Origin of the sequence: Nocardia sp. NPDC057440, assembly GCF_042802915.1 — a bacterium.
Lineage (GTDB): Bacteria > Actinomycetota > Actinomycetes > Mycobacteriales > Mycobacteriaceae > Nocardia.
This window is the reverse complement of the sequence record NZ_JBHVDF010000023.1, coordinates 43,574-63,657: the sequence shown is the minus strand read 5'-3', so window position 1 is coordinate 63,657 and position 20,084 is coordinate 43,574. Positions and strand designations below refer to the sequence as shown.

The following is a 20,084-nucleotide window of genomic DNA, read 5'->3' as shown; positions in this document are numbered from 1 at the left end:
GCTCATAACGCCACATTGTGGGCCACGACGGCCTCGGCGTAATGCACTCCGGCCCAGGCGGTCTCGTCGAGAGTCGCCAGCGACTGCAATACCTCGGGCGACGGTAGTTCCGCGATATCGCCGGTGCCCGTCAATGCCGCGGCGGCGCACAGATGCCCGAACCGCAGCCGCTGGGCGAGCGGGCGCCCGTGCAGCAGCGCCGCCAGGTATCCACCCGCGAACGCGTCACCCGCGCCGATCCGCTCGGTGATATCGAGTCCGAGCGCGGGCACCTCCATCCGCTCATGCCCGGAGAATCCGGTCACCGAGTGCTCGTTGTTCTTGACCACCAGATGCTCGGGCTCCGGGAACATGGCGCGCAATCGGTCCGCGTCGTCGACGTCGAACACCGCACCCGCCTCGTCGGCGCCGAGGAAGACCACGTCGCTGCCGCGCACATGCCGGGCGAGTACATCCGCCGCCCGCTCGAGCCGTCCGGCCCACAGCGCCGGTCGGAAATTCAGATCGAAGCTGACCAGTCTGCCGCGGCGCGGCATCGCGACCAGCGCCTCGGTGAGCCAGGTAGCCGTCTCCGACAGCGCGGTGGTGATGCCGGTGAAGTGGACGACCTCACAGCTGTCGAGCACGCGGGTCGCGGCGGTGGCCGCGAGATCGGCCGTGGACAGCGCGCTGGCCGCGGACCCGGTGCGGTAGTACAGCATCCGGCTGGCTCGCTCGGCCAGATCTGTCGCCATGCCCGAACCACTGCCGCGTTCCTTGACGTAGACCGCGGTCGGGCGGGCCGGATCGGTGACGACCGCGGAGACGTCCACGCCGCGATCCGCGAGGTGCCTCACCAGATACCGGCCGAACCCGTCATCGCCCACTCGGGAAATCCACGCGGCGTCGATGCCCAGCTGAGTCAGCACGGTGGCCACATTCGACTCGGCGCCACCCGCGGTGCGCTCGAAGATGTCCGAGTCCTCCAGCGGGCCGGGTCGCGCCACCAGGACGGCAAGCCCTTCTCCGATGGTCACCGCCCGCGAGCGGGTCGATGTACGCCACCTCACACCGATCTCCTTTCTGCCCTTGCGGCCAACGGTCATCCCGTGCAGAATAACCACACCAAACACTATATGCAACAAGCATTGCAAAATATGCAATGCATAGAACGCATCAGATGTGCGCGAACTCGGGGGCATGAAACTGCGGACCCCGTCCGAGGGAAGGAACGCCGTGACGATCGACGAGAAAGCCGTTGCCGCACTGGAAGATCGGGTGCTCGGTCCGGAGCACAAGGGTCTGCCGCCCGCGGCGTGGGGCCGGACGGTCCGGGAGTTCCTCGACTCGGGTCCGCATCTCGACGAGTTCGAGACGCCGGTGCTGACGGTGGATCGGGCGGCGGTCGCCGCCAATGTCGCGGTCATGGCCGACTGGGCGCAGGCCGCGGGCGTGCGCCTGGCTCCGCACGGCAAGACCACCATGGCTCCGCAACTGTGGGCGCAGCAGCTGGTGGCGGGCAGCTGGGGCATCACGCTGGCCACCGTGTGGCAGGTCCAGCTCGCGCGTTCCTTCGGCGTCGGTCGCATCGTGCTCGCCAACGCTCTCGTCGATCCGGTCGGCTTACATTGGCTCGCGGGAGAGTTGGCGCAGGACCCGGCCTTCGAGTTCGTCTGCTGGGCCGACAGCGTCGAGACGGTCACGCTGATGGACGAGCACCTGCGCTCAGCGCCGGGACAGGCCGGGATCCGGGTGATCATCGAACTCGGTGGTCCGCACGGCCGCACCGGTGCGCGGACAGTGGCGGAAGCCAAGGCCGTCGCCGTTGCGGTGGACCGCTCGGCGCGGCTCACCCTGGCGGGCGTCGGCGGCTACGAGGGCGCGCTTGGTCACGACCGCACCCCGGACGCTGTCGCGGCCGTCCGCCACTACCTCGACGAACTCGGCGGACTGCACCGCGAACTCGCCGCCGACGGCCTATACCACGACGGAGCGATCATCAGCGCGGGCGGCAGCGCCTACCCGGACCTGGTCGTCGAGTGCCTGGCCGGATTCGCCGATGAGCAAGGCGTACAAGGCATTCCGACCACCGTTGTGCTGCGTTCCGGGGCCTACATCATCCATGACGACGGCTTCTACGCAGGCATTTCACCGCTGGCCGCACCGCGAAGCGAGCGTCCGCTGCGTTCGGCGATGCACGGCTGGGCGCGCACCGTGTCGCGACCGGAGCCGGAGCTCGCCCTACTGGACGCGGGGAAGCGTGATCTTCCCTTCGATGAGGGGCTTCCTGTCCCGCAACACATTGCGGGACAGGAGGACTCACTCAACGCGGCCGCGACGGTGTCGGCGCTCAACGATCAGCATGCCTTCCTGCGGCTGCCCGGCAGCACCGCAGCGGAGGTGCCCGTCGGCAGCGTGGTGCGCCTCGGCCTCTCGCATCCGTGCACCGCCTTCGACAAATGGCGGCTCATTCCGGTGATCGACGATGCCGACGCCGAACGTCCGCGCGTCGTCGACCTCCTGCACACATTCTTCTGACGCCCATGACCGACTTACTGTTTCGCGATATCGACATCGTCGACGGCACCGGCGCACCGCGTTTCCGCGGTGATGTGCTCATCGATCGAGGCCGGATCGCCAAGATCGCCGGGCCGGTGACGCTCACCGCCGCCCGGATCGTCGACGCCGCACCGGGATCGGTGCTTGCCCCCGGCTTCATCGACATGCACGCGCACTCGGATCTGCATCTGCTGACCGAGCCCGGTCACTTCCCGAAGATCAGCCAGGGCATCACCACCGAGGTCCTCGGACAGGACGGGTTGTCCTACGCCCCGATCGACGATCCCACCCTGGCGGTGCTGCGGCGTCAGATCGCCGGGTGGAACGGTAATCCCGCGAATCTGGACTTCTCCTGGCGCAGCGTGGCCGAATATCTGGAGCGCCTGGACCGAGGCATCACACCCAATGCCGCCTACCTGATGCCGCAGGGCACGCTGCGGCTGCTCGTTGTCGGCAGCGAACAGCGTGCGGCGACCGTGGCCGAAATACGCCGGATGCAGGAGCTGCTCGCGCAGGGTCTGCGCGAGGGTGCGGTCGGCATGTCGAGTGGGCTCACCTACACACCGGGAATGTATGCCGACACCGGTGAACTGGCCGCGCTGTGCGAGGTCGTCGCGGATTTCGGCGGGTTCTATGCTCCGCATACCCGCTCCTACGGTGCGGGCGCACTCGAGGCGTACGCGGAAATGATCGAGCTGGCGCGAAGCACCGGCTGCGCGCTGCATCTCACCCACGCCACCATGAACTTCGGCGTCAATCGTGGCCGGGCACCGGAGTTTCTCGCACTGGTCGACACCGCTCGTGCCGAAGGCTGCGACATCACGCTGGACACCTACCCGTATCTGCCCGGCGCGACGACGCTGTCCGCGCTGTTGCCGAGCTGGGCCATGTCCGGTGGACCGGATGCGGCACTGGCCAGGATCGACGACCCCGCGCTGCGCGCCCGAATCGCCCTCGACGTCAACGTGAACGGCTCCGACGGCTGCCACGGCGTCACCGTCGAGTGGGAGACCATTCAGATCAGCGGCGTCGCCAACGCGGAACTGGACCGGTGCGTCGGCAAGACCATCGATCAGATCGCCGACGAGAGCGGCGTGGCGCCGGTGACGGTGTTCTTCGACCTGCTGCGCCGCGATCTGTTCGCCACCACGATCCTGCAGCACGTCGGCCACGAGGAGAACGTGCGCGCCATCATGGTGCATCCCGGACACATGGGCGGCAGCGACGCGCTGCTGGTCGGTGACCGGCCGCATCCGAGGGCATGGGGGACCTTTCCCCGCTACCTCGGCCATTACGTGCGCGAGCTCGGAGTCCTCGAGCTCGAGGACTGCGTGCACCACCTCACCGGCAGGCCGGCCGACCGGCTTCGGCTCAGCGACCGCGGGCTCGTCTTCACCGGGTACGCCGCGGATCTCGTGCTGTTCGATCCGGCCGCGATCACCGACACGGCGACCTTCGACAACCCCAAACAGCAGGCGCGCGGCATCCAGCACGTGCTGGTCAACGGTGAGTTCGCCATCGAAAACGGCGCGCCGACAGGCGTACTCGCCGGCCGCGCGCTGCGCATGGATTCCGCCAGGAGGCAGACATATTGAACACCGACGCTCTCGACGTGATCCGCGCCGACCGGGTGCTCAGCGTGGTGCGCGCGCCGGAGATCCCGGACCCGGCGGCGCTGGCGGATGCCTTGGCGCGGTCCGGCATTCGCGCGCTGGAACTCACCTTCACCACACCGGGCGTGCTCGGCTACCTGCGCGCGGCCGCCGCGACCGAGGCCGCCGTGCTCGGCGTCGGGACGGTGCTGACCGCCGATCAGGCCGAGGCGGCGATCGACAATGGCGCTCGGTTCCTGGTCACCCCTGGGCTGCGTCCCGTGGTCGCCGCCGTCGCCACCCGGCGCGGCATCCCGGTGGTGATGGGCGCTTTCACGCCGAGTGAGGTGCTCACCGCACTCGACCTTGGCGCCGCCGCGGTCAAGATCTTCCCCGCGCGGGCACTCGGACCGGGCTATCTGAAAGACCTGCACGGCCCCTTCCCCGACGTGGCGCTAATCCCCTCGGGCGGCGTCAACGCGGGCAATGCCGCCGAATTCCTCGCCAACGGAGCCGTGGCCGTCACCGCGGGCACCGATGTCGTTTCTCCATCCGACGTCGCCGCGGGCCGCTGGTCCGACATCGCCACGCGCGCGGCGTCGTTCGTTCGATCCATGAATTGAGAGGTACCCCGTGAGCGAGCTCAGCGAGCGAACCAGTCGACACAGTGCCCAGTGGCGTACGCCCGGGCCGAGCGCCTGCGAGGCACGCGCATGAACGCCGCCGTCGACTGGCTGCGCACCACCACCCCCGGACTGCTGGTGCTCTGCGGTCTCGCGATAGCCGTACTGCTGCTTGCCATCATCAAGGTCAAGCTGGAGCCGTTCATCGCGCTGCTGCTCACCGGGCTCGCGCTGGCGCTCGCGGCCGGACTGCCGGTGTCGAAGATCGTCGGCACCGCGATCAAGCCGGGAGATTCCCTGCTGGAGACGGGCTTCGGCGGCATCCTCGGGCACATCGCGGTCATCATCGGCCTCGGCACGGTGCTCGGCGCGATTCTCGAACGTTCCGGTGGCGCCGATGTGTTGACCGGCAAGCTGCTGAGCGTATTCGGCGAGAAGGGCGCCCCGGTGGCGATGGGCCTGCTCGGGCTCATCTTCGGCATCCCTGTCTTCTTCGACATCGGCATCTTCGTGCTCGCGCCATTGGTTTACGTCGCCGCCAAGCGTGGTGGCCGGTCGCTGGTGCTGTACGCGATGCCGATGCTCGCGGGTCTGTCGATGACACACGCCTTCCTGCCGCCGCATCCGGGACCGGTCGCGCTCGGCGGCTTGCTCGGCGTCAGCCTCGGCTGGCTGATCCTGATGGGATTCGTCTGCGGCATACCGGGATTCGTGGCCGCGGGCATCGTGTGGGGCAGCTACATCGGCAAGCGGGTGCAGGTGGAGGTTCCGGAGGAGTTCCTCATCCGGCCGGAGACCGCGCAACCGGCTCCGGTCGCCGATGACGGCCCAGGAACCGCGAGCGGTCCCGGCTCGACGGCCACCGCAACCGAGACCACCGCGCCGCCGGTCGCCGTCATCGGCGGCATCATCGCCATTCCGCTGCTGCTGATCCTCGGCGCCACCTTCGGTACGCAATGGCTGGACAAGCAGTCGCGGCTGCTGCAGGTGCTGACCTTCCTCGGTACGCCGGCGGTCGCGCTGCTCATTGCGGTGCTCGTTGCCTTCTATGTGCTCGGCGTGCGCCGCGGTTCCAGTGTGCAGGAACTCAGCACCCTGACCGCGGAATCGCTGAGGCCCGTCGGCATGCTGCTGCTGGTCGTGGGCGCGGGCGCGTTCTTCGGAAAGGTCATCTCCGCCACCGGGATCGGCACCGCGCTCGCCGACACCATGTCGGCCGCGGGCCTGCCGGTGATCGTGCTGGCCTACATCATCAGCTGCGGCCTGCGCATCGCTCAGGGTTCGGCCACCGTCGCCATCGTGACTACCGGTGGCATCGTCGCACCGCTGGTCGCGGGCCACGGCTATTCGCAGATGGCGATCGCGTTGATCGCCATGGCCATCGCCGCGGGCTCGATCATTCTCAGCCACGTCAACGACGGCGGCTTCTGGATCATCGCGAAGTACTTCAACCTGACCGTGAAACAGACGCTGCAAACCTGGACGGTGCTCGAAACGGTGTTGTCGGTGGTGAGTTTCGCGGTGGCCGCGGTGCTGTTCGCCCTTGTCGGCTGAGTGACTGTTCGGGCAAGCGCCGACGGGCCGCGGATAATCGCCGCGGCCCAGCGGGGTTTCAGGTCGAGGGAAAATTCCGCAGGGCTCGATCGCAGCGGAAGGCTTGGGCGCGTAGGGCGGTGGCCAGTTCCCGAGATCCACTGAGCAGCGTGAAGTCGAGGTCGGACGAAGTGATCATCCAGACCAGCGCCTCGGGAGTGTCCGCGCCGACGTGCAGATGGCAGCTGTGCTCATCGACGGCCGCGACGACGCCCATGCCCGGCCACACTCGGCCAGCGGCCACCGCCGCGGAGACGTGCAGCAGCACGGTCGCCTGACACGGCCAGCTGCGTGCCGACAGTCGCAGTGAAAGATAGGCCGCGACATCGCCTTCCGGGATTTCGCGCGGCTCGAACCGTGGCCCGGTCGGCACTCGGGGAGCAATCCGGTCGGCACGGAAGCTGCGCCAGTCGGCACGGTCGATATCCCAGGCGACGAGGTACCAGCGCCTGCTGAAGTGCACCAGGCTGTGCGGCTCGACCGAGCGGACGCTGACCGACCCGCTGTGCGCGCGGTAGTCGAAGCGCAGCCGCTCCCGGCGCTGGCAGGCTTCGGCGATGGCCATCAGCGTGTCCGGCTCGACCGCCGCACCCGGCACGCCGACCCGGACGGTGGCGCCGCGCAGGGTGCGAACCCGGTGCCGCAATCGCGGCGGCAGCACTTGTTCCAGCTTGGTCAGCGCGCGCAGTGAGGCCTCCTCGATGCCCGCGACCGTGCCATCGGAGGCGCTGCGCAGGCCGACGGCGACAGCGACGGCCTCGTCGTCGTCGAGCAGCAACGGTGGCAGCGCGGCGCCTGCGCCGAGGCGATAGCCCCCTGTCCCCTGGGTGGCGTGCACCGGGTAGCCGAGCTCCCGCAGGCGCTCCACATCGCGACGGACGGTCCGGGTGGTGACGTCGAGCCGTGCGGCGAGATCGGCGCCGGTCCACTCTCGATGTGCCTGCAGCAGCGCGAGCAGTCTGAGCAGCCGCGCCGAGGTTTCCAACATGCCGCCGAGAATGCCAGACGCTTAGGAACGATCCAGTCCTAACCGAGAAATAGCGTTGTCGTCATGAGCAACGAACACGACATTTGCCCCTTCCGCATCGAGATCCCGCAGCAGCAGATCGACGACTTGAACGCCCGGCTGGCGAACGTCCTGTGGCCCGACGAACTGCCCGGTGTCGGTTGGGATTACGGCATGCCGGTCGCCTATCTGCGGGCGCTCGCCGACTACTGGCGCACCGGCTACGACTGGCGCGCCCAGGAAGCGCGGCTGAACGAAATCCCCCAGTTCGTTACCGAAATCGACGGACAGACAGTGCATTTCCTGCATGTGCGCTCACCGGAACCGGATGCGTTGCCGCTGGTGCTCAGCCACGGCTGGCCCGCCTCGTTCGTCGAGTTCCTGGAGGTGATCGGCCCGCTCGCCGATCCGCGCGGCCACGGCGGTGATCCCGCCGACGCGTTCCATGTGGTGGTCCCCTCGCTGCCCGGCTTCGCGTTCTCCGGTCCAACCACGAAGGTGGGGGACGGGGCGACCGAACGATACGCCGAGGTCGTCGCCGCACTCATGGCTCGACTCGGGTATGACCGATACGGCGCGCAGGGCGGTGATGCCGGGTACTTCGTGTCCACCGAACTGGGTCGGATCGCGACCGAACACCTCGTCGGCATCCACGTGAACGGTCCGATCACGATCCCCTCCTTCGGCGGCGACGAGCAGTCGTGGGACGGTGATCAGAAAGAGGGGGCGACCGAACGGTCCTGGGGCGCTGCGGAATCCGAGTACAGCGCGCAGGATCAGGCGCGGCTCGAGGCGATGACCGGGCCGGACAGCTACACCCGTTACGGATACGCCATGGTGCAGTCGGGCCGTCCGCAGACCCTGGCTATCGGCATGCACGACTCCCCGGTCGGTCTGCTGTCCTGGATCGTCGACCTGTTCCAGCGGTGGACGAATCCGGCGAAGGTGCTGCCGGAGGATGCGGTGAACCTCGACGCGCTGCTCACCAATGTCAGCATCTACTGGTTCACCAAGACCTTCGCGTCCTCGATTCGGCTCTACCGGGAATCGAATTCCTGGGGCGTGGACTTGAAGAACTCCGGAGTGCCGACGGGTGCGGCGATCTTCCCGGGCGACAATTCGATCCGGAAGCTGGCCGAGCAGGCCCACACCATCGTGCGCTGGACGGAATACGATCGCGGCGGGCACTTCGCGGCGATGGAGGCGCCCGATGTGCTGACCACCGACGTCCGCGAGTTCTTCCGCTCGCTGCGGTGAAACGCGGCTAGGGAACGGCGGCCGCCGCGTTAATTCCGGCCATCGGCCGGCCGCCCATAGCGGTCGGCCATCGCCGCGGCGGTGGCCGCGAGTTGGGCGCGCAACTCGGGGGGATCCAGGATCTCCGCGTACTCGCCGAGCGGCAGGATGCCGTGTGCGAGTACCGGATAGGACTCCGCGCTGAGAGTGACCTCCACCCAGCCCTGCGCATCCGGCGGTGTGGCCGATGCCAATGCCTCGGTCACCGCGGCCGGATCGAAGCCGAGCCGCAGCAGGCGCACGTGCCCCTCCGCGATCCGGCAGCGGGCCTGCACCCGCAGCATCGACCGGGCGAAATCGTCGGCCGCTTCGGACCAATGCGCGGCCAGATCGAAATCATTCGGCCTGTCGAATGTTTCGCCGGTCGGATCGGCGGAGGCAATGCGGCCGACGCGGTAGGAACGGATCGCGGTCCCGTCCCTCCCGACCAGATACCAGGTGCCCGCTTTCAATACCAGGCCGAGCGGATCGAGCCGCCGCTGCACCACCTTGTCCTTGCGCCCGTAGCACACCGCGAGCCGGCGATCGTGCCAGAGCGCGTCGGCGACCGCCGCCAGCGTGGGTGTCTCCTCGGGGCGATGAAACCAGCCGGGCGCGTCGATATGCACCCGCTCGGCGATTCGCGTTGCCCGGCCGCGCAATTCGGGCGGCAGCGCGGCGAGCACCTTGAGCTGCGCCGTCGCGAGCACGGTGCCGAGACCGAGATCGGCTGCGGCGGAGGGGGATCCGGCCAGCAATACGGCGTCGGCCTCCTCGGTGGTCAGTCCGGTCAACCGGGTCCGGTATCCGTCGACGAGTTGGACGCCGCCCGCCCGCCCCGGTTCGGTGAAGACCGGAACACCGGCCGCCGACAGCGCACCGATATCGCGATAGACGGTGCGCACCGACACCTCCAGTTCACGCGCCAGTTCTGGCGCCGTCGACCGGCCACGCGTCTGCAGCAGCAACAGCAGCTGGACCAATCTGCTTGCCCTCATGAATTCGAGATTAGTCGGAAACCTTGACAGAAGATGTCAGGATTAGGTCATAGAGTCGTCGGCATGACCACTTGGAGCCAATTCACCGAAGAAGCGCCCCAGATCGCCGCGGTGTTCACCCGTCGTCACAAAGCCACCGGCAACCTCTGCATGCTCGGCACGCTCCGGTCCGACGGTTTCCCCAGGATCAGCCCTGTCGAGCCGATCATCTTCGAGGACATGCTGACGATCGTGGGTATGCCCGACACGACGAAGTTCAAGGACTTGGAGCGCGACCCGCGCTTCTGCCTGCACACCGCGACGGTGGACACCAAGGTCGGCGACGGCGACGCCAAACTCTTCGGCACCGTCACCGATCTCCGCGACAAGGAAGTCCATGCGCGTTTCGCGCAGAAGCTCTTCGACGACAGCGGTTTCGACCTCCGCGGTCAAGAATTCGACCACTTCTTCGTCGCGGAGCTGACCAGCGCCTCGACCGTCGCAGTCGTCGACGACCACTTGGACATCACGATCTGGAAGCCGGGACAGGGGGAACGAGTGGTGCGCAAGCACTGAGTGGAGTGCGCAGGCGGGGGATCGGCTGGCTGGTTTCGTGCGTCGGCCGATACCGCCGCGACCCGTTGCCGCTGATGATCGAGGGAATCGGAGCCTGCCACCGAGTCCGCTGTCGATGCGCGCCGCACGTCGGTTGCCGCCGCTCACGCCAACGGATCGGTGACGGAGTTGGGCCCGGCGGCGGTGGCTAACGCATTCGACGCCAAGGTCATCGGCCCGATCCTGCTGGCCGAACACTTCGCGCCCCGAATCCGCGAAGACGGTGCTTCCCGGTGTCGCACAGCGGAATAGGCGGCATCACTCTTCGCGAGTCGTTGCCCCGATCGCCGCGCGGCGGGACCGGAGAAAGGCTTGTTCGGCGAGGTTGTCGGTGCGGGCTATGGCTCGGTCGTAGGCCGCTAGGGCCTCTGCGATGCGGCCGAGGCGACGCAAGAGATCGGCTCGAATGGCATGGAAGAGGTAATGATTCGCCAAGTCGATATCGTCGAGGAGGGCGAGTGCGGTGCGCGGGCCTTCGACCTCGGCCACCGCCACCGCGCGATTGAGCAGCACCACGGGGTTGGGCGCCATCGCGACCAGCTGGTCGTACAGGCGCAGGATCTGCTGCCAGTCGGTCGCCGCCGCGTCGGCGGCGTCGGTGTGGACCGCGTTGATCGCCGCCTGGATTTGATACGGGCCGGGTTGGTTGCGGCGCAGGCACTCTCGCACGATGGCGTGGCCCTCGGCGATGAGGGTGCGGTTCCAGCGGGTGCGATCCTGCTCGGGCAGCGGTATCAGTGCACCGTCGGGTGTGGTTCGCGCGCCGCGGCGAGATTCGGTGAGCAGCATGAGTGCGAGCAGTCCGTGGGCTTCCGGTTCGTCGGGCATGAGCTCGGTGAGCAGACGCCCGAGACGAATCGCCTCGGCGCACAGGTCTTCTCGAACCAGGCGGGGACCCGAGCTGGCCGTGTGCCCCTCGGTGAAGACCAGGTAGACCACCGCCGACACCGAGCGGAGGCGATCAGGCAGGTCCGCGTCACCGGGGACGCGGTAGGGGATGCGGGCGTCGCGAATCTTGCCCTTGGCGCGGACGAGCCGCTGGGCCATGGTCGACTCGGAAGTCAGGAAGGCATGGGCGATTGCGGCAGTGGTCAGGCCGCCGAGCAGCCGCAAGGTGAGGGCCACTCGGGCATGGACGGCCAATGCGGGGTGGCAGCAGGTGAAGATCAGGCGGAGTCGGTCGTCCCCGATCGCGCCGTCGCCGACCGGTTCGGCTTCGGCGTGCAGCAACGCGGCCTCGGCATGCCGGTCGTGGCGGGATGATTCGCGCCGCAGCCGATCGATCGCCCGGTTGCGTGCGGTGGTGATGATCCATCCTGGCGGGCTCGGTGGGAGCCCCTCGGCAGGCCACCGCTGCACGGCGGTGGTGAAGGCGTCCTGCACCGCGTCTTCGGCGACGTCGATGTCGCCGAAGACACGGATCAAGCCGGCCACCGCGCGACCGTAGTGTTCGGCGAACACGTCCTCGATCACCGCGGGCGTCACCGTGGCGTCGTCAGTCATCCTCTAGTGGCCGGATCTCGATCGGCAGGCCGAGCACCGTGGCGACCTTGCTGCCCCATGCCAGCGCTTCGTCCAGATCGGCGGCCCGGATGATGCTGAATCCGGCGATGTATTCCTTGCTTTCGACGTACGGACCGTCGGTGATGAGCACGTCGTTGCCGGTGGCGCGTAGCACGGTGGCGGTGCTCGGCGCGTTGAGGCCCGCGGCGAACACCCATGCGCCCGCCGCGCGCATCTCGTCGTTCACGACGTGCAGCTCGCGCATGATCTCGTCCAGATTGTCCGGCGGCACACCCTCTTCGGACTGGTAGATGCTCAGCAGGTACTGCTTCATCTCGACGCTCCTCACTTGCGCTGATACGTAGCGATTACGACGCCGGTGGTGGTCGCGACGCTCGTGGTGAGTCGAAGCTCGCCGAGATCGGTGCCCTCGAACAACCGCCGTCCGCTGCCGACCAGGATCGGATGGATCATCAGTAGATATTCGTCGACGAGATCGTGCCGCATCAGCGATTGCAGCAGGTTGCCGCTGCCGAGCACGACCAGGTCACGGTCGGGCTGCTCCCGCTGGAGCTCCACCACCGTGCGGACGGCGTCGCCGGGCAGCAGCGTCGAGTTCTGCCAGGGCAGCGGCTCGGTCAGCGTTCGGGACGCGACGAATTTCTCGGTCTTGTCCAGTACCGCGGAGACCGGATCGCCGGTCTGGTTGGGCCAGAATCCGTAGAAGTCTTGATAGGTCCGCCGCCCGAACAACAATGCGCCTTGATGGGTGGCCATGTGCTCGCCCAGCACCCTGGCCTGCACTGGGTCGTTGTATCGATGGGCCCAGCCGCCGTGCCGGAATCCGTCCCGCAGATCCTCCTCGACGCGCCCAGGCGCCTGCATGACTCCGTCGAGGGTGAGGCTTTCGACGGCAATGATCCTGCTCATATCCGCTCCTTCCCAGGTGCCGGCGCATTGCCGGCCTCACCTCCTACACGAACGGGTCGTCGCCGGATCGACATCGTCGCGGATTTTTCTTCCGCCGAGTTCTCTCGGTGTCACGCGTCCGGCGCGGTGATGGCCTGCACCTCGCGGTAGGTCGGAACCTTGATGGTGAACGGGCCGTCGTCGCGCACCGCGCGGGCGGCGTCGACGACGGCCGCGAGTGCTGCGCGGTACAGCAGTGAGCCGGTGCTGATCCGGCGCACGCCCAACTCGGCGAGGGCCGCGATCGACGGGCCGTCGACGGCGTAGAGGATATTGACGGGCAGCGCGGTCGCGGCGACCAGACCGGTGATCTCGGCCGGGTCGGTCATGCCCGGCACAAAGATGCCGTCGGCACCGGCGTCGGTATATCGGCCGACCCGGGCAAGCGTCGAATCCTGGTGCAGCTTCAACCAATGCGTGTCGACGCGGGCATTGACGAACAGCTCGGGCGTGCGGGCCTTGATCGCGCCGATCAGCTCCGCCTGGTGGCCGGGCTCGGCGAGTGTGCTTTCCGATCGGCCGTCTTCGAGGTTCACTCCGGCGATCCCCAGCTCGGCCAATCGGGCGACATAGTCGGCCACCTCGCCGGGATTCTCGCTGAAGCCGCCTTCGATGTCGACGGTCACCGGCACCGCGAGGCGCGCGAGTCGCGTTGCCACCGCGAGTGTTTCGTCGCGGGTGACGCCGGTTCCGTCGGGCAGTCCCGCCGCGACGGCGACCCCGAGGCTGGTGGTGCCGATCGCCGGAAACCCTTCGGCCGCCAGCGCCGCCGCGGAGCCGAAGTCCCAGGCGTTCGGCAGGACGAGTGGCTCGTCCCGGTGGTGCAGCTCGTGAAAGATCTTCGGCTTGTTCATCGTGAGCTGATCGGCGTTCATGCCGTGACCGTATCCCGCTGTTGTTTCGGTGGCCGCCGAAACAACAGCGCACCATCATGGAGTGGTGCACACCCGAGGAGCCGAACTGGCAGGACTGGCGGTACTGCTCGCCGACCGCACTCGCGCCGACATGTGCCTGGCCATGATCGACGGCCGCGCCTGGACCGCGGGTGAGCTGGCGCGCCACGCCGGTGTCGCGCCGTCCACAGCGACCGAACACCTGAACCGGCTACTCGACGGCGGCCTGCTCGTCGAACGCCGTCAAGGCCGACACCGCTATATGCAGCTGGCAAACCCCCAGGTGGCGGAGCTGCTGGAGGCGATGGTCACCCACCTCGACCCGCCGCGCACCGAACTGGCAGGGCTGCGTGCGGCCACCGTCGCTGCCGCCCTCGCGCGCGGCCGCACCTGCTACGACCACCTCGCGGGACGCCTCGGCGTGGCGATCACCGACGCGATGACCACCCGAGGCCTGCTCGGCAGTGATGGCGGGTTGGCGCTGACTGCCGAGGGTCTGGCCTGGCTCACCGGCCCGATGGGGATCGACCCGGCTCGGCTGCGCGCTACCCGCAGGCCCGTCGCCCGACCCTGCCTCGACTGGACCGAGCGGCGCACTCACCTCGGCGGCGCGGCAGGAGCGCAGCTGTGCCGCCGTCTCCAGGACCTCGATTGGATCCACCGCGTCGGTAACGGCCGCGCCATCCGTCTCACGCAGCAGGGCGAATCCGGTCTCGCCGAGACACTCGGAATCGATCCTTCGCCCTTGCGATAGACCACACAGGAACAAGCTCACCAGCCGCAACACCGGTGCGGCCGTCCTCGTGCCGCGGTGACTCGCGGCCTGCCGGTCTGGGTGCGCGAGCGCTGCACCCCCGCACGGCGCGAACCCGCCGTCGCTCGAGCGTGCTCAGCCGGTGTTGTATGCGGCGACAGGTTTGCCGATCATCGTCGCGGTTACTCAGGTGGCGATGAGCACTGGACCGATGACGCAGGATATGGCCTTCACCTGGTGGTCGCGGGTGTGACCACGTTGCTGATGTTCCCGCTGATCGCGTGATCGATCGGCGGCAAGCCACCCCGTTCATGAATGGGCTTGCATAATCGTGCATAATCATCACATGGTTGATTCAGCGGACGGACCCGTGTTGCGGGTCGCGGTGGCCGGTGCGAGCGGGTACGCGGGCGGCGAGGTGCTGCGCCTTTTGCTCGGGCATCCGGCATATCGCGACGGGCGTCTTGTCATCGGCGCGCTGACCGCGGGGGCGAACGCGGGCAGCACACTGGCGGAGCATCAGCCCCATCTGCTGCCGCTGGCCGATCGCGTGCTCGCTCCCACCACCGCCGACGAGCTGGCCGGTCACGATGTGGTGTTCCTCGGGCTCCCGCACGGGCAATCCGCCGCCATCGCGCAGACGCTGCCGGAGTCGACCGTGATCATCGACTGTGGCGCCGACTTCCGGCTGACCGACGCGCAAGCATGGGAGAAGTACTACGGCAGTCCCCACGCGGGAAGCTGGCCCTACGGTCTGCCGGAGCTGCCCGGCGGCCGCGAGAAGCTGCGCGGTGCGAGCCGGATCGCCGTCCCCGGGTGCTACCCGACGGTGGCGAGCCTGGCACTCGCACCGGCGATCGCGGCAGGCATCGTCGAGCCGACGGTGAATGTGGTCGCGGTGAGCGGCACGTCGGGTGCCGGCCGCAAGCTCGACGTCGGCCTGCTCGGGTCCGAGGTAATGGGTTCGGTACGTGCCTATGGCATCGCGGGCGCGCATCGGCATACCCCCGAGATTTCGCAGAACCTGAAGGCGGCGGGCGGAACCGATGTCGCCGTCTCGTTCACGCCGGTGCTAGCGCCGATGCCGCGCGGCATCCTCGCCACCTGCACCGCGCCGACGCGGGTGGACGCCGCGCAGGCCCGCGCGGTGTACGAAAAGGCCTACGCCGATGAGCCGTTCGTGCATCTGTTGCCGGAAGGTCAACTGCCGCAGACGGGTTCGGTGCTCGGATCCAATGCCGTCGCGCTGCAGGTCGCGGTGGACACCGACGCGGGCTTGCTCGTGGTGATCGGCGCGATCGACAACTTGACCAAGGGCACTGCGGGCGCCGCGGTGCAATCCATGAATCTGGCCGTCGGATTCGACGAGACCGCAGGACTTTCCACTGTAGGAGTGGCACCGTGACGACAACCGCTGGGACATCGACCGAGGGCTCGGGCGGCAAGCTGGTCCGGACCCAGGGGGTCACCGCACCGCTCGGCTTCCGTGCCGCGGGCATCGCCGCGGGCATCAAGGCCAGCGGGAAACCCGATCTGGCCCTGGTGTTCAACGAGGGACCGGAGTACGCGGCCGCGGGTGTGTTCACCCGTAACCAGGTCAAGGCCGCGCCGGTGCTGTGGTCGCAGCAGGTGCTCGGGTCCGGTCGGCTGCGCGCGGTCATTCTCAACTCCGGCGGCGCCAACGCCTGCACCGGTCCCGGCGGGTTCCAGGACACCCACCAGACGGCCGAGGAATTGGCCAAGGCGCTGAGCAATTGGGGCACCGAGACCGGCGCAGGCGAAATCGCCGTCTGCTCGACCGGTTTGATCGGTGACCGGCTCCCGATGGACAAGGTGATCCCGGCGGTCACCGAGATCGTGCACGAGATGGGCGGCGGCCTGTCGGGCGGCTTGGACGCGGCACACGCGATCATGACCACCGATACCGTGCCCAAGGAAGCGGCCTTCCACCACCAGGACAAGTGGAACGTCGGCGGTATGGCCAAGGGCGCGGGGATGCTCGCGCCCTCGCTCGCGACCATGCTGGTCGTGCTCACCACCGACGCCGCGGTGACCGCGGACCAGCTGGATCGGGCGCTGCGCACCGCGACGCGGCTCACCTTCGACCGGCTCGACGTCGACGGCTCCTGCTCGACCAACGACACCGTGCTGCTGCTTGCCAACGGCGCGAGCGAGGTCACGCCGTCCCAGGAGGATCTCGACGCCGCGGTGCTCGCGGTCTGCGACGATCTCGCCGCACAGTTGATGGCCGACGCGGAAGGCGTCACCAAGCGGGTGCAGGTCATCGTCTCCGGCGCGGTCAGCGAGGACGAGGCGCTGATCGCCGCGCGCGCCGTGGCCCGCGACAGTCTGGTGAAGACGGCGCTGTTCGGCTCCGACCCGAACTGGGGCCGGGTGCTCGCCGCCGTCGGCATCGCGCCGATAACCCTGGACCCGAACCGGATCTCGGTGTCGTTCAACGGGAACCCGGTGTGCGTCGACGGTGTCGGCGCGCCGGGCGCGCGCGAGGTCGACCTGTCCGGGATGGACATCGACGTGCACATCGACCTGAACGTCGGTGACGGTACCGCCATGATCCGCACCACCGACCTCTCACACGGCTATGTCGAAGAGAATTCGGCCTACAGCTCATGAGTGAGCACGTGCTCCACGACCTTTCGGCGTTGGACAAGGCGCACGTACTGGCCGAGGCGCTGCCGTGGCTACAGAAGTTCCGCGACAAGATCGTGGTCGTCAAATACGGCGGCAACGCCATGGTCGACGAGGAGCTCAAGCGGGCCTTCGCCGCTGATATGGCGTTCCTGCGCGCCGTCGGTGTGCACCCGGTGGTGGTGCACGGCGGCGGACCGCAGATCAGTGCGATGCTGAAAAAGCTCGGCCTGCACGGCGAATTCCGCGGCGGTTTCCGTGTCACCACACCCGAGGTGATGGACGTGGTGCGGATGGTGCTGTTCGGTCAGGTCGGGCGGGAGCTCGTCGGGCTCATCAACGCGCACGGCCCGTACGCGGTCGGCACCTCGGGTGAGGACGCGCGACTGTTCACCGCGACAAGGCGCACCGTCGACGTCGACGGCGCACCGACCGACATCGGTCTGGTCGGCGATGTCACCGAGGTGAACCCCGACGCCGTGCTCGACCTCATCGGCGCAGGCCGCATCCCGGTCGTCTCGACCATCGCCCCCGACGCCGACGGCGTGGTGCACAACATCAATGCCGACACTGCCGCCGCCGCGCTCGCCGAGGGGATCGGCGCCGAGAAGTTGGTCGTGTTGACCGACGTCGAGGGCCTGTACACCAACTGGCCGGACCGCTCGTCGCTCACCTCGCGCATCGACGCCGACGAGCTCGCGAAGTTGCTCCCGAGTCTGGACGCGGGCATGGTGCCCAAAATGGAAGCCTGCCTGCGCGCCGTCCAGGGGGGAGTGCCGACCGCGCACGTCATCGACGGCCGGGTGCCGCACGCGGTGCTGCTGGAACTGTTCACCGGAGAAGGAATCGGAACGATGGTGACGCCCGTGTTGTCCAGTTCGGACGCCGCCGGCCCGCCGAACGGAACGAAAACATGAGCGAAGTAGCGAACGAAGTCACCGGCACTGCCGCACTGCAGCAGCGATGGTCCGACGCGATGATGAAGAACTATGGGACGCCCAAGGTCGCGCTGGTGCGCGGCGCGGGCGCGGTGGTCTACGACGCGGACGGCAAGCGCTACGTCGACTTCCTCGGCGGCATCGCGGTCAACAGCCTGGGGCACGCCCATCCCGCGATTCTGGAGGCGGTCACCCAGCAGCTCGGCACGCTCGGGCACACCTCGAACATCTACGCGAACGAACCGGTGATCGAGCTGGCCGAACGGCTGCTCGCGCATTTCGGTGACGGCGAATTCGGTGACGGGCACGGCCGCGCGTTCTTCTGTAACTCCGGCACCGAAGCCGTCGAGGCCGCGTTCAAAATGGCCAGGCTGACCGGCCGGCGCAAGATCGTCGCGTGTGAGGAGGCGTTTCACGGCCGGACCATGGGCGCGCTCGCGCTCACCGGCCAGCCGTCGAAGCGGACACCGTTCGAGCCGATGCCGCCCGGCGTCGTGCACGTGCCCTACGGTGATGCCGCGGCCTTGGCGGCCGTGGTGGACGAGGACACGGCCGCGGTCTTCCTCGAACCCATCATGGGCGAGAGCGGCGTTGTCGTGCCGCCCATCGACTACCTGGTGAAGGCGCGCGAGATCACCGCGCGGCACGGTGCGCTGCTGATCCTCGACGAGGTGCAGACCGGCATCGGACGTTGCGGAAAGTTCTACGCACATCAGGCTTCCGGCATCGTGCCGGATGTGATCACCCTGGCCAAGGGGCTCGGCGGTGGCCTGCCGATCGGCGCGGTGCTTGCCACCGGCCCGGCCGCCGATCTGCTGACTCCCGGACTGCACGGCACCACTTTCGGCGGCAACGCGGTCTGCGCCGCGGCCGCACTCGCCGTGCTGCGCACCATCGACGAGCTGGACCTGCTCTCGCACGTCGAGTCGGTCGGCAAGCGGCTCAGCGACGGTATCGAGCTGCTCGAGCACCCGCTGGTCGACCACGTGCGTGGTGCGGGTCTGCTGCTCGGCATCGTGCTCACCGAGGACGTCTCGGCCGAGGTCGAGGCCAGGGCGCGGGCGGCGGGTTATCTGGTGAACGCGCCGAAGCCCGACGTCATTCGGCTCGCGCCGCCGCTGGTGCTCACCGAGACCCAGTCCGACAACTTCGTCGCCGATCTCCCGGACATTCTGGACGGCGCCGCCCACGATGCGAAGGGAGCCAAGGGATGAGCCTGCGCCACTTCCTTCGCGACGACGATGTGACCCCGGTCGAGCAGGCCGAAATCCTCGCGCTGGCGGCCGAGCTGAAGAAGGCGCCGTTCTCGCATCGGCCGCTGTCGGGTCCGCGCGGCGTCGGGGTGATCTTCGAGAAGAACTCGACCCGCACCCGGTTCTCCTTCGAAATGGGCATCGCCCAGCTCGGCGGGCACGCGGTCGTCGTCGACGGCCGCGATACCCAGCTCGGGCGCGAGGAGACCCTTGGCGATACGGGCACGGTGCTGTCGCGCTATGTCGATGCCATTGTCTGGCGTACCTTCGAGCAGATTCGCCTCGATGAAATGGCCGCCACCGCAACGGTTCCGGTGGTGAACGCGCTGTCCAACGAGTTCCACCCCTGTCAGGTGCTCGCCGATCTGCAGACGCTCACCGAGCGCAAGGGCAGCCTGGCCGGCCGCAACCTCACCTACTTCGGCGACGGCGCGAACAATATGGCGCACTCGCTGCTGCTCGGCGGGGTCACCGCCGGATTGAACGTCACCATCGCCGCGCCCGCGGGGTTCGAGCCGCTGCCTTGGATTCTGGAGGCCGCCCGCAAACGCGCCGCCGAAACCGGTGCGACCATCACGCTCACCGGCGACCCGGTCGCTGCCGCTGAGGGCGCCGACGCGCTGGTGACCGACACCTGGACCTCGATGGGCCAGGAGAACGACGGCCTCGACCGGGTCGGCCCGTTCCGCCCGTTCCAGCTCAACGAGCAACTGCTCGCCCATGCCGAATCCGAAGCCGTCGTGCTGCACTGCCTACCCGCCCATCGCGGCGAGGAGATCACCGACGCGGTGCTCGACGGTTCACACAGCGTCGTCTGGGACGAGGCGGAGAACCGGCTGCACGCGCAGAAGGCGCTGCTGGTGTGGCTGCTGGCCAAGCACAACGAGGGTGTGGCGTGAGCGAGAG

19 protein-coding genes are annotated in these 20,084 nt (G+C 68.2%); 12 read left to right on the top strand and 7 right to left on the bottom strand.

Annotated features, from left to right (window positions below; genetic code table 11):
* Positions 1-2: 2 nt before the first annotated feature.
* Positions 3-1,049, bottom strand: a complete 1,047-nt coding sequence (locus ACFU4Z_RS33000) for a sugar kinase (RefSeq protein WP_379071184.1) — start codon at positions 1,047-1,049, stop codon at positions 3-5.
* 130 nt (positions 1,050-1,179) lie between these two features.
* Between ACFU4Z_RS33000 and ACFU4Z_RS32995 the strand changes: the two genes are divergently transcribed.
* The 4 genes from ACFU4Z_RS32995 to ACFU4Z_RS32980 all read left to right on the top strand — a co-directional run bounded on the left by ACFU4Z_RS32995 (position 1,180) and on the right by ACFU4Z_RS32980 (position 6,307).
* Positions 1,180-2,517, top strand: coding sequence for an amino acid deaminase (locus ACFU4Z_RS32995; protein WP_379071181.1), 1,338 nt, complete (start codon positions 1,180-1,182; stop codon positions 2,515-2,517).
* Positions 2,518-2,522: 5 nt separating this feature from the next.
* Positions 2,523-4,133: an amidohydrolase family protein gene (locus tag ACFU4Z_RS32990; RefSeq protein ID WP_379071178.1), complete on the top strand. Its 1,611-nt coding sequence runs from the start codon at positions 2,523-2,525 to the stop codon at positions 4,131-4,133.
* Positions 4,130-4,753, top strand: coding sequence for a bifunctional 4-hydroxy-2-oxoglutarate aldolase/2-dehydro-3-deoxy-phosphogluconate aldolase (locus ACFU4Z_RS32985; RefSeq protein WP_379071176.1), 624 nt, complete (start codon positions 4,130-4,132; stop codon positions 4,751-4,753). Before ACFU4Z_RS32990 ends, ACFU4Z_RS32985 begins: the two co-directional genes overlap by 4 nt.
* A 90-nt stretch (positions 4,754-4,843) precedes the next feature.
* Positions 4,844-6,307: a GntP family permease gene (locus ACFU4Z_RS32980; RefSeq protein WP_379071173.1), complete on the top strand. Its 1,464-nt coding sequence runs from the start codon at positions 4,844-4,846 to the stop codon at positions 6,305-6,307.
* Positions 6,308-6,365: 58 nt separating this feature from the next.
* On the opposite strand, the gene ACFU4Z_RS32975 is transcribed toward ACFU4Z_RS32980, so the two are convergent.
* Positions 6,366-7,334, bottom strand: coding sequence for a helix-turn-helix transcriptional regulator (locus tag ACFU4Z_RS32975; RefSeq protein ID WP_379071170.1), 969 nt, complete (start codon positions 7,332-7,334; stop codon positions 6,366-6,368).
* Between the two features lie 63 nt (positions 7,335-7,397).
* On the opposite strand from ACFU4Z_RS32975, the gene ACFU4Z_RS32970 reads away from it, so the two are divergent.
* The gene (locus ACFU4Z_RS32970; protein WP_379071167.1) at positions 7,398-8,609 is read left to right on the top strand and encodes an epoxide hydrolase family protein; all 1,212 of its coding nucleotides are present in this window, start codon (positions 7,398-7,400) and stop codon (positions 8,607-8,609) included.
* A gap of 29 nt (positions 8,610-8,638) precedes the next feature.
* Here the strand turns inward: ACFU4Z_RS32970 and ACFU4Z_RS32965 are convergent, their stop codons facing one another.
* Positions 8,639-9,625: a helix-turn-helix transcriptional regulator gene (locus ACFU4Z_RS32965; protein WP_379071165.1), complete on the bottom strand. Its 987-nt coding sequence runs from the start codon at positions 9,623-9,625 to the stop codon at positions 8,639-8,641.
* A gap of 63 nt (positions 9,626-9,688) precedes the next feature.
* On the opposite strand from ACFU4Z_RS32965, the gene ACFU4Z_RS32960 reads away from it, so the two are divergent.
* Positions 9,689-10,180 carry a pyridoxamine 5'-phosphate oxidase family protein gene (locus ACFU4Z_RS32960; RefSeq protein ID WP_379071162.1) on the top strand — a complete coding sequence of 164 codons (492 nt, stop codon included), beginning with the start codon at positions 9,689-9,691 and terminating at the stop codon, positions 10,178-10,180.
* 297 nt (positions 10,181-10,477) lie between these two features.
* Here ACFU4Z_RS32960 and ACFU4Z_RS32955 read toward each other — a convergent pair whose 3' ends face one another.
* The 4 genes from ACFU4Z_RS32955 to ACFU4Z_RS32940 form a co-directional block, all read right to left on the bottom strand.
* On the bottom strand, positions 10,478-11,722 hold the full coding sequence (locus ACFU4Z_RS32955; protein ID WP_379071159.1) for an RNA polymerase sigma factor: 1,245 nt from the start codon (positions 11,720-11,722) through the stop codon (positions 10,478-10,480).
* Entirely contained in the window at positions 11,715-12,056 is a 342-nt protein-coding gene (locus ACFU4Z_RS32950; protein WP_379071157.1) for a YciI family protein, read from the bottom strand. The genes ACFU4Z_RS32955 and ACFU4Z_RS32950 overlap by 8 nt, the downstream gene beginning before the upstream one ends.
* 11 nt (positions 12,057-12,067) lie before the next feature.
* Complete coding sequence (locus ACFU4Z_RS32945) at positions 12,068-12,652, bottom strand: dihydrofolate reductase family protein (RefSeq protein WP_379071154.1); 585 nt, start codon at positions 12,650-12,652, stop codon at positions 12,068-12,070.
* A gap of 110 nt (positions 12,653-12,762) precedes the next feature.
* Positions 12,763-13,566, bottom strand: a complete 804-nt coding sequence (locus tag ACFU4Z_RS32940) for an isocitrate lyase/phosphoenolpyruvate mutase family protein (RefSeq protein ID WP_379071151.1) — start codon at positions 13,564-13,566, stop codon at positions 12,763-12,765.
* 64 nt (positions 13,567-13,630) lie between these two features.
* Between ACFU4Z_RS32940 and ACFU4Z_RS32935 the strand changes: the two genes are divergently transcribed.
* The 6 genes from ACFU4Z_RS32935 (at position 13,631) to argF (ending at position 20,077) form a co-directional block, all read left to right on the top strand.
* On the top strand, positions 13,631-14,338 hold the full coding sequence (locus tag ACFU4Z_RS32935; RefSeq protein WP_379071148.1) for an ArsR/SmtB family transcription factor: 708 nt from the start codon (positions 13,631-13,633) through the stop codon (positions 14,336-14,338).
* Between the two features lie 346 nt (positions 14,339-14,684).
* Positions 14,685-15,743 carry an N-acetyl-gamma-glutamyl-phosphate reductase gene (gene argC, locus ACFU4Z_RS32930; RefSeq protein ID WP_379071145.1) on the top strand — a complete coding sequence of 353 codons (1,059 nt, stop codon included), beginning with the start codon at positions 14,685-14,687 and terminating at the stop codon, positions 15,741-15,743.
* Positions 15,740-16,972, top strand: a complete 1,233-nt coding sequence (gene argJ, locus ACFU4Z_RS32925; RefSeq protein ID WP_379071142.1) for a bifunctional glutamate N-acetyltransferase/amino-acid acetyltransferase ArgJ — start codon at positions 15,740-15,742, stop codon at positions 16,970-16,972. The genes argC and argJ overlap by 4 nt, the downstream gene beginning before the upstream one ends.
* Complete coding sequence (argB, locus tag ACFU4Z_RS32920) at positions 16,969-17,904, top strand: acetylglutamate kinase (protein ID WP_379071139.1); 936 nt, start codon at positions 16,969-16,971, stop codon at positions 17,902-17,904. The genes argJ and argB overlap by 4 nt, the downstream gene beginning before the upstream one ends.
* Positions 17,901-19,139 carry an acetylornithine transaminase gene (locus ACFU4Z_RS32915; protein ID WP_379071136.1) on the top strand — a complete coding sequence of 413 codons (1,239 nt, stop codon included), beginning with the start codon at positions 17,901-17,903 and terminating at the stop codon, positions 19,137-19,139. Before argB ends, ACFU4Z_RS32915 begins: the two co-directional genes overlap by 4 nt.
* Positions 19,136-20,077 carry an ornithine carbamoyltransferase gene (argF, locus tag ACFU4Z_RS32910; protein WP_379071133.1) on the top strand — a complete coding sequence of 314 codons (942 nt, stop codon included), beginning with the start codon at positions 19,136-19,138 and terminating at the stop codon, positions 20,075-20,077. Before ACFU4Z_RS32915 ends, argF begins: the two co-directional genes overlap by 4 nt.
* Positions 20,078-20,084 lie beyond the last annotated feature (7 nt).

Coding starts and splice junctions, on each gene's coding strand:
- ACFU4Z_RS32995 (WP_379071181.1), top strand. CDS start 1,180: ATGAAACTGCGGACCCCGTCCGAGGGAAGGAACGCCGTGACGATCGAC.
- ACFU4Z_RS32990 (WP_379071178.1), top strand. CDS start 2,523: ATGACCGACTTACTGTTTCGCGATATCGACATCGTCGACGGCACCGGC.
- ACFU4Z_RS32980 (WP_379071173.1), top strand. CDS start 4,844: ATGAACGCCGCCGTCGACTGGCTGCGCACCACCACCCCCGGACTGCTG.
- ACFU4Z_RS32975 (WP_379071170.1), bottom strand. CDS start 7,334: ATGTTGGAAACCTCGGCGCGGCTGCTCAGACTGCTCGCGCTGCTGCAG.
- ACFU4Z_RS32970 (WP_379071167.1), top strand. CDS start 7,398: ATGAGCAACGAACACGACATTTGCCCCTTCCGCATCGAGATCCCGCAG.
- ACFU4Z_RS32965 (WP_379071165.1), bottom strand. CDS start 9,625: ATGAGGGCAAGCAGATTGGTCCAGCTGCTGTTGCTGCTGCAGACGCGT.
- ACFU4Z_RS32960 (WP_379071162.1), top strand. CDS start 9,689: ATGACCACTTGGAGCCAATTCACCGAAGAAGCGCCCCAGATCGCCGCG.
- ACFU4Z_RS32955 (WP_379071159.1), bottom strand. CDS start 11,722: ATGACTGACGACGCCACGGTGACGCCCGCGGTGATCGAGGACGTGTTC.
- ACFU4Z_RS32950 (WP_379071157.1), bottom strand. CDS start 12,056: ATGAAGCAGTACCTGCTGAGCATCTACCAGTCCGAAGAGGGTGTGCCG.
- ACFU4Z_RS32945 (WP_379071154.1), bottom strand. CDS start 12,652: ATGAGCAGGATCATTGCCGTCGAAAGCCTCACCCTCGACGGAGTCATG.
- ACFU4Z_RS32940 (WP_379071151.1), bottom strand. CDS start 13,566: ATGAACGCCGATCAGCTCACGATGAACAAGCCGAAGATCTTTCACGAG.
- argC (WP_379071145.1), top strand. CDS start 14,685: ATGGTTGATTCAGCGGACGGACCCGTGTTGCGGGTCGCGGTGGCCGGT.
- argB (WP_379071139.1), top strand. CDS start 16,969: ATGAGTGAGCACGTGCTCCACGACCTTTCGGCGTTGGACAAGGCGCAC.
- ACFU4Z_RS32915 (WP_379071136.1), top strand. CDS start 17,901: ATGAGCGAAGTAGCGAACGAAGTCACCGGCACTGCCGCACTGCAGCAG.
- argF (WP_379071133.1), top strand. CDS start 19,136: ATGAGCCTGCGCCACTTCCTTCGCGACGACGATGTGACCCCGGTCGAG.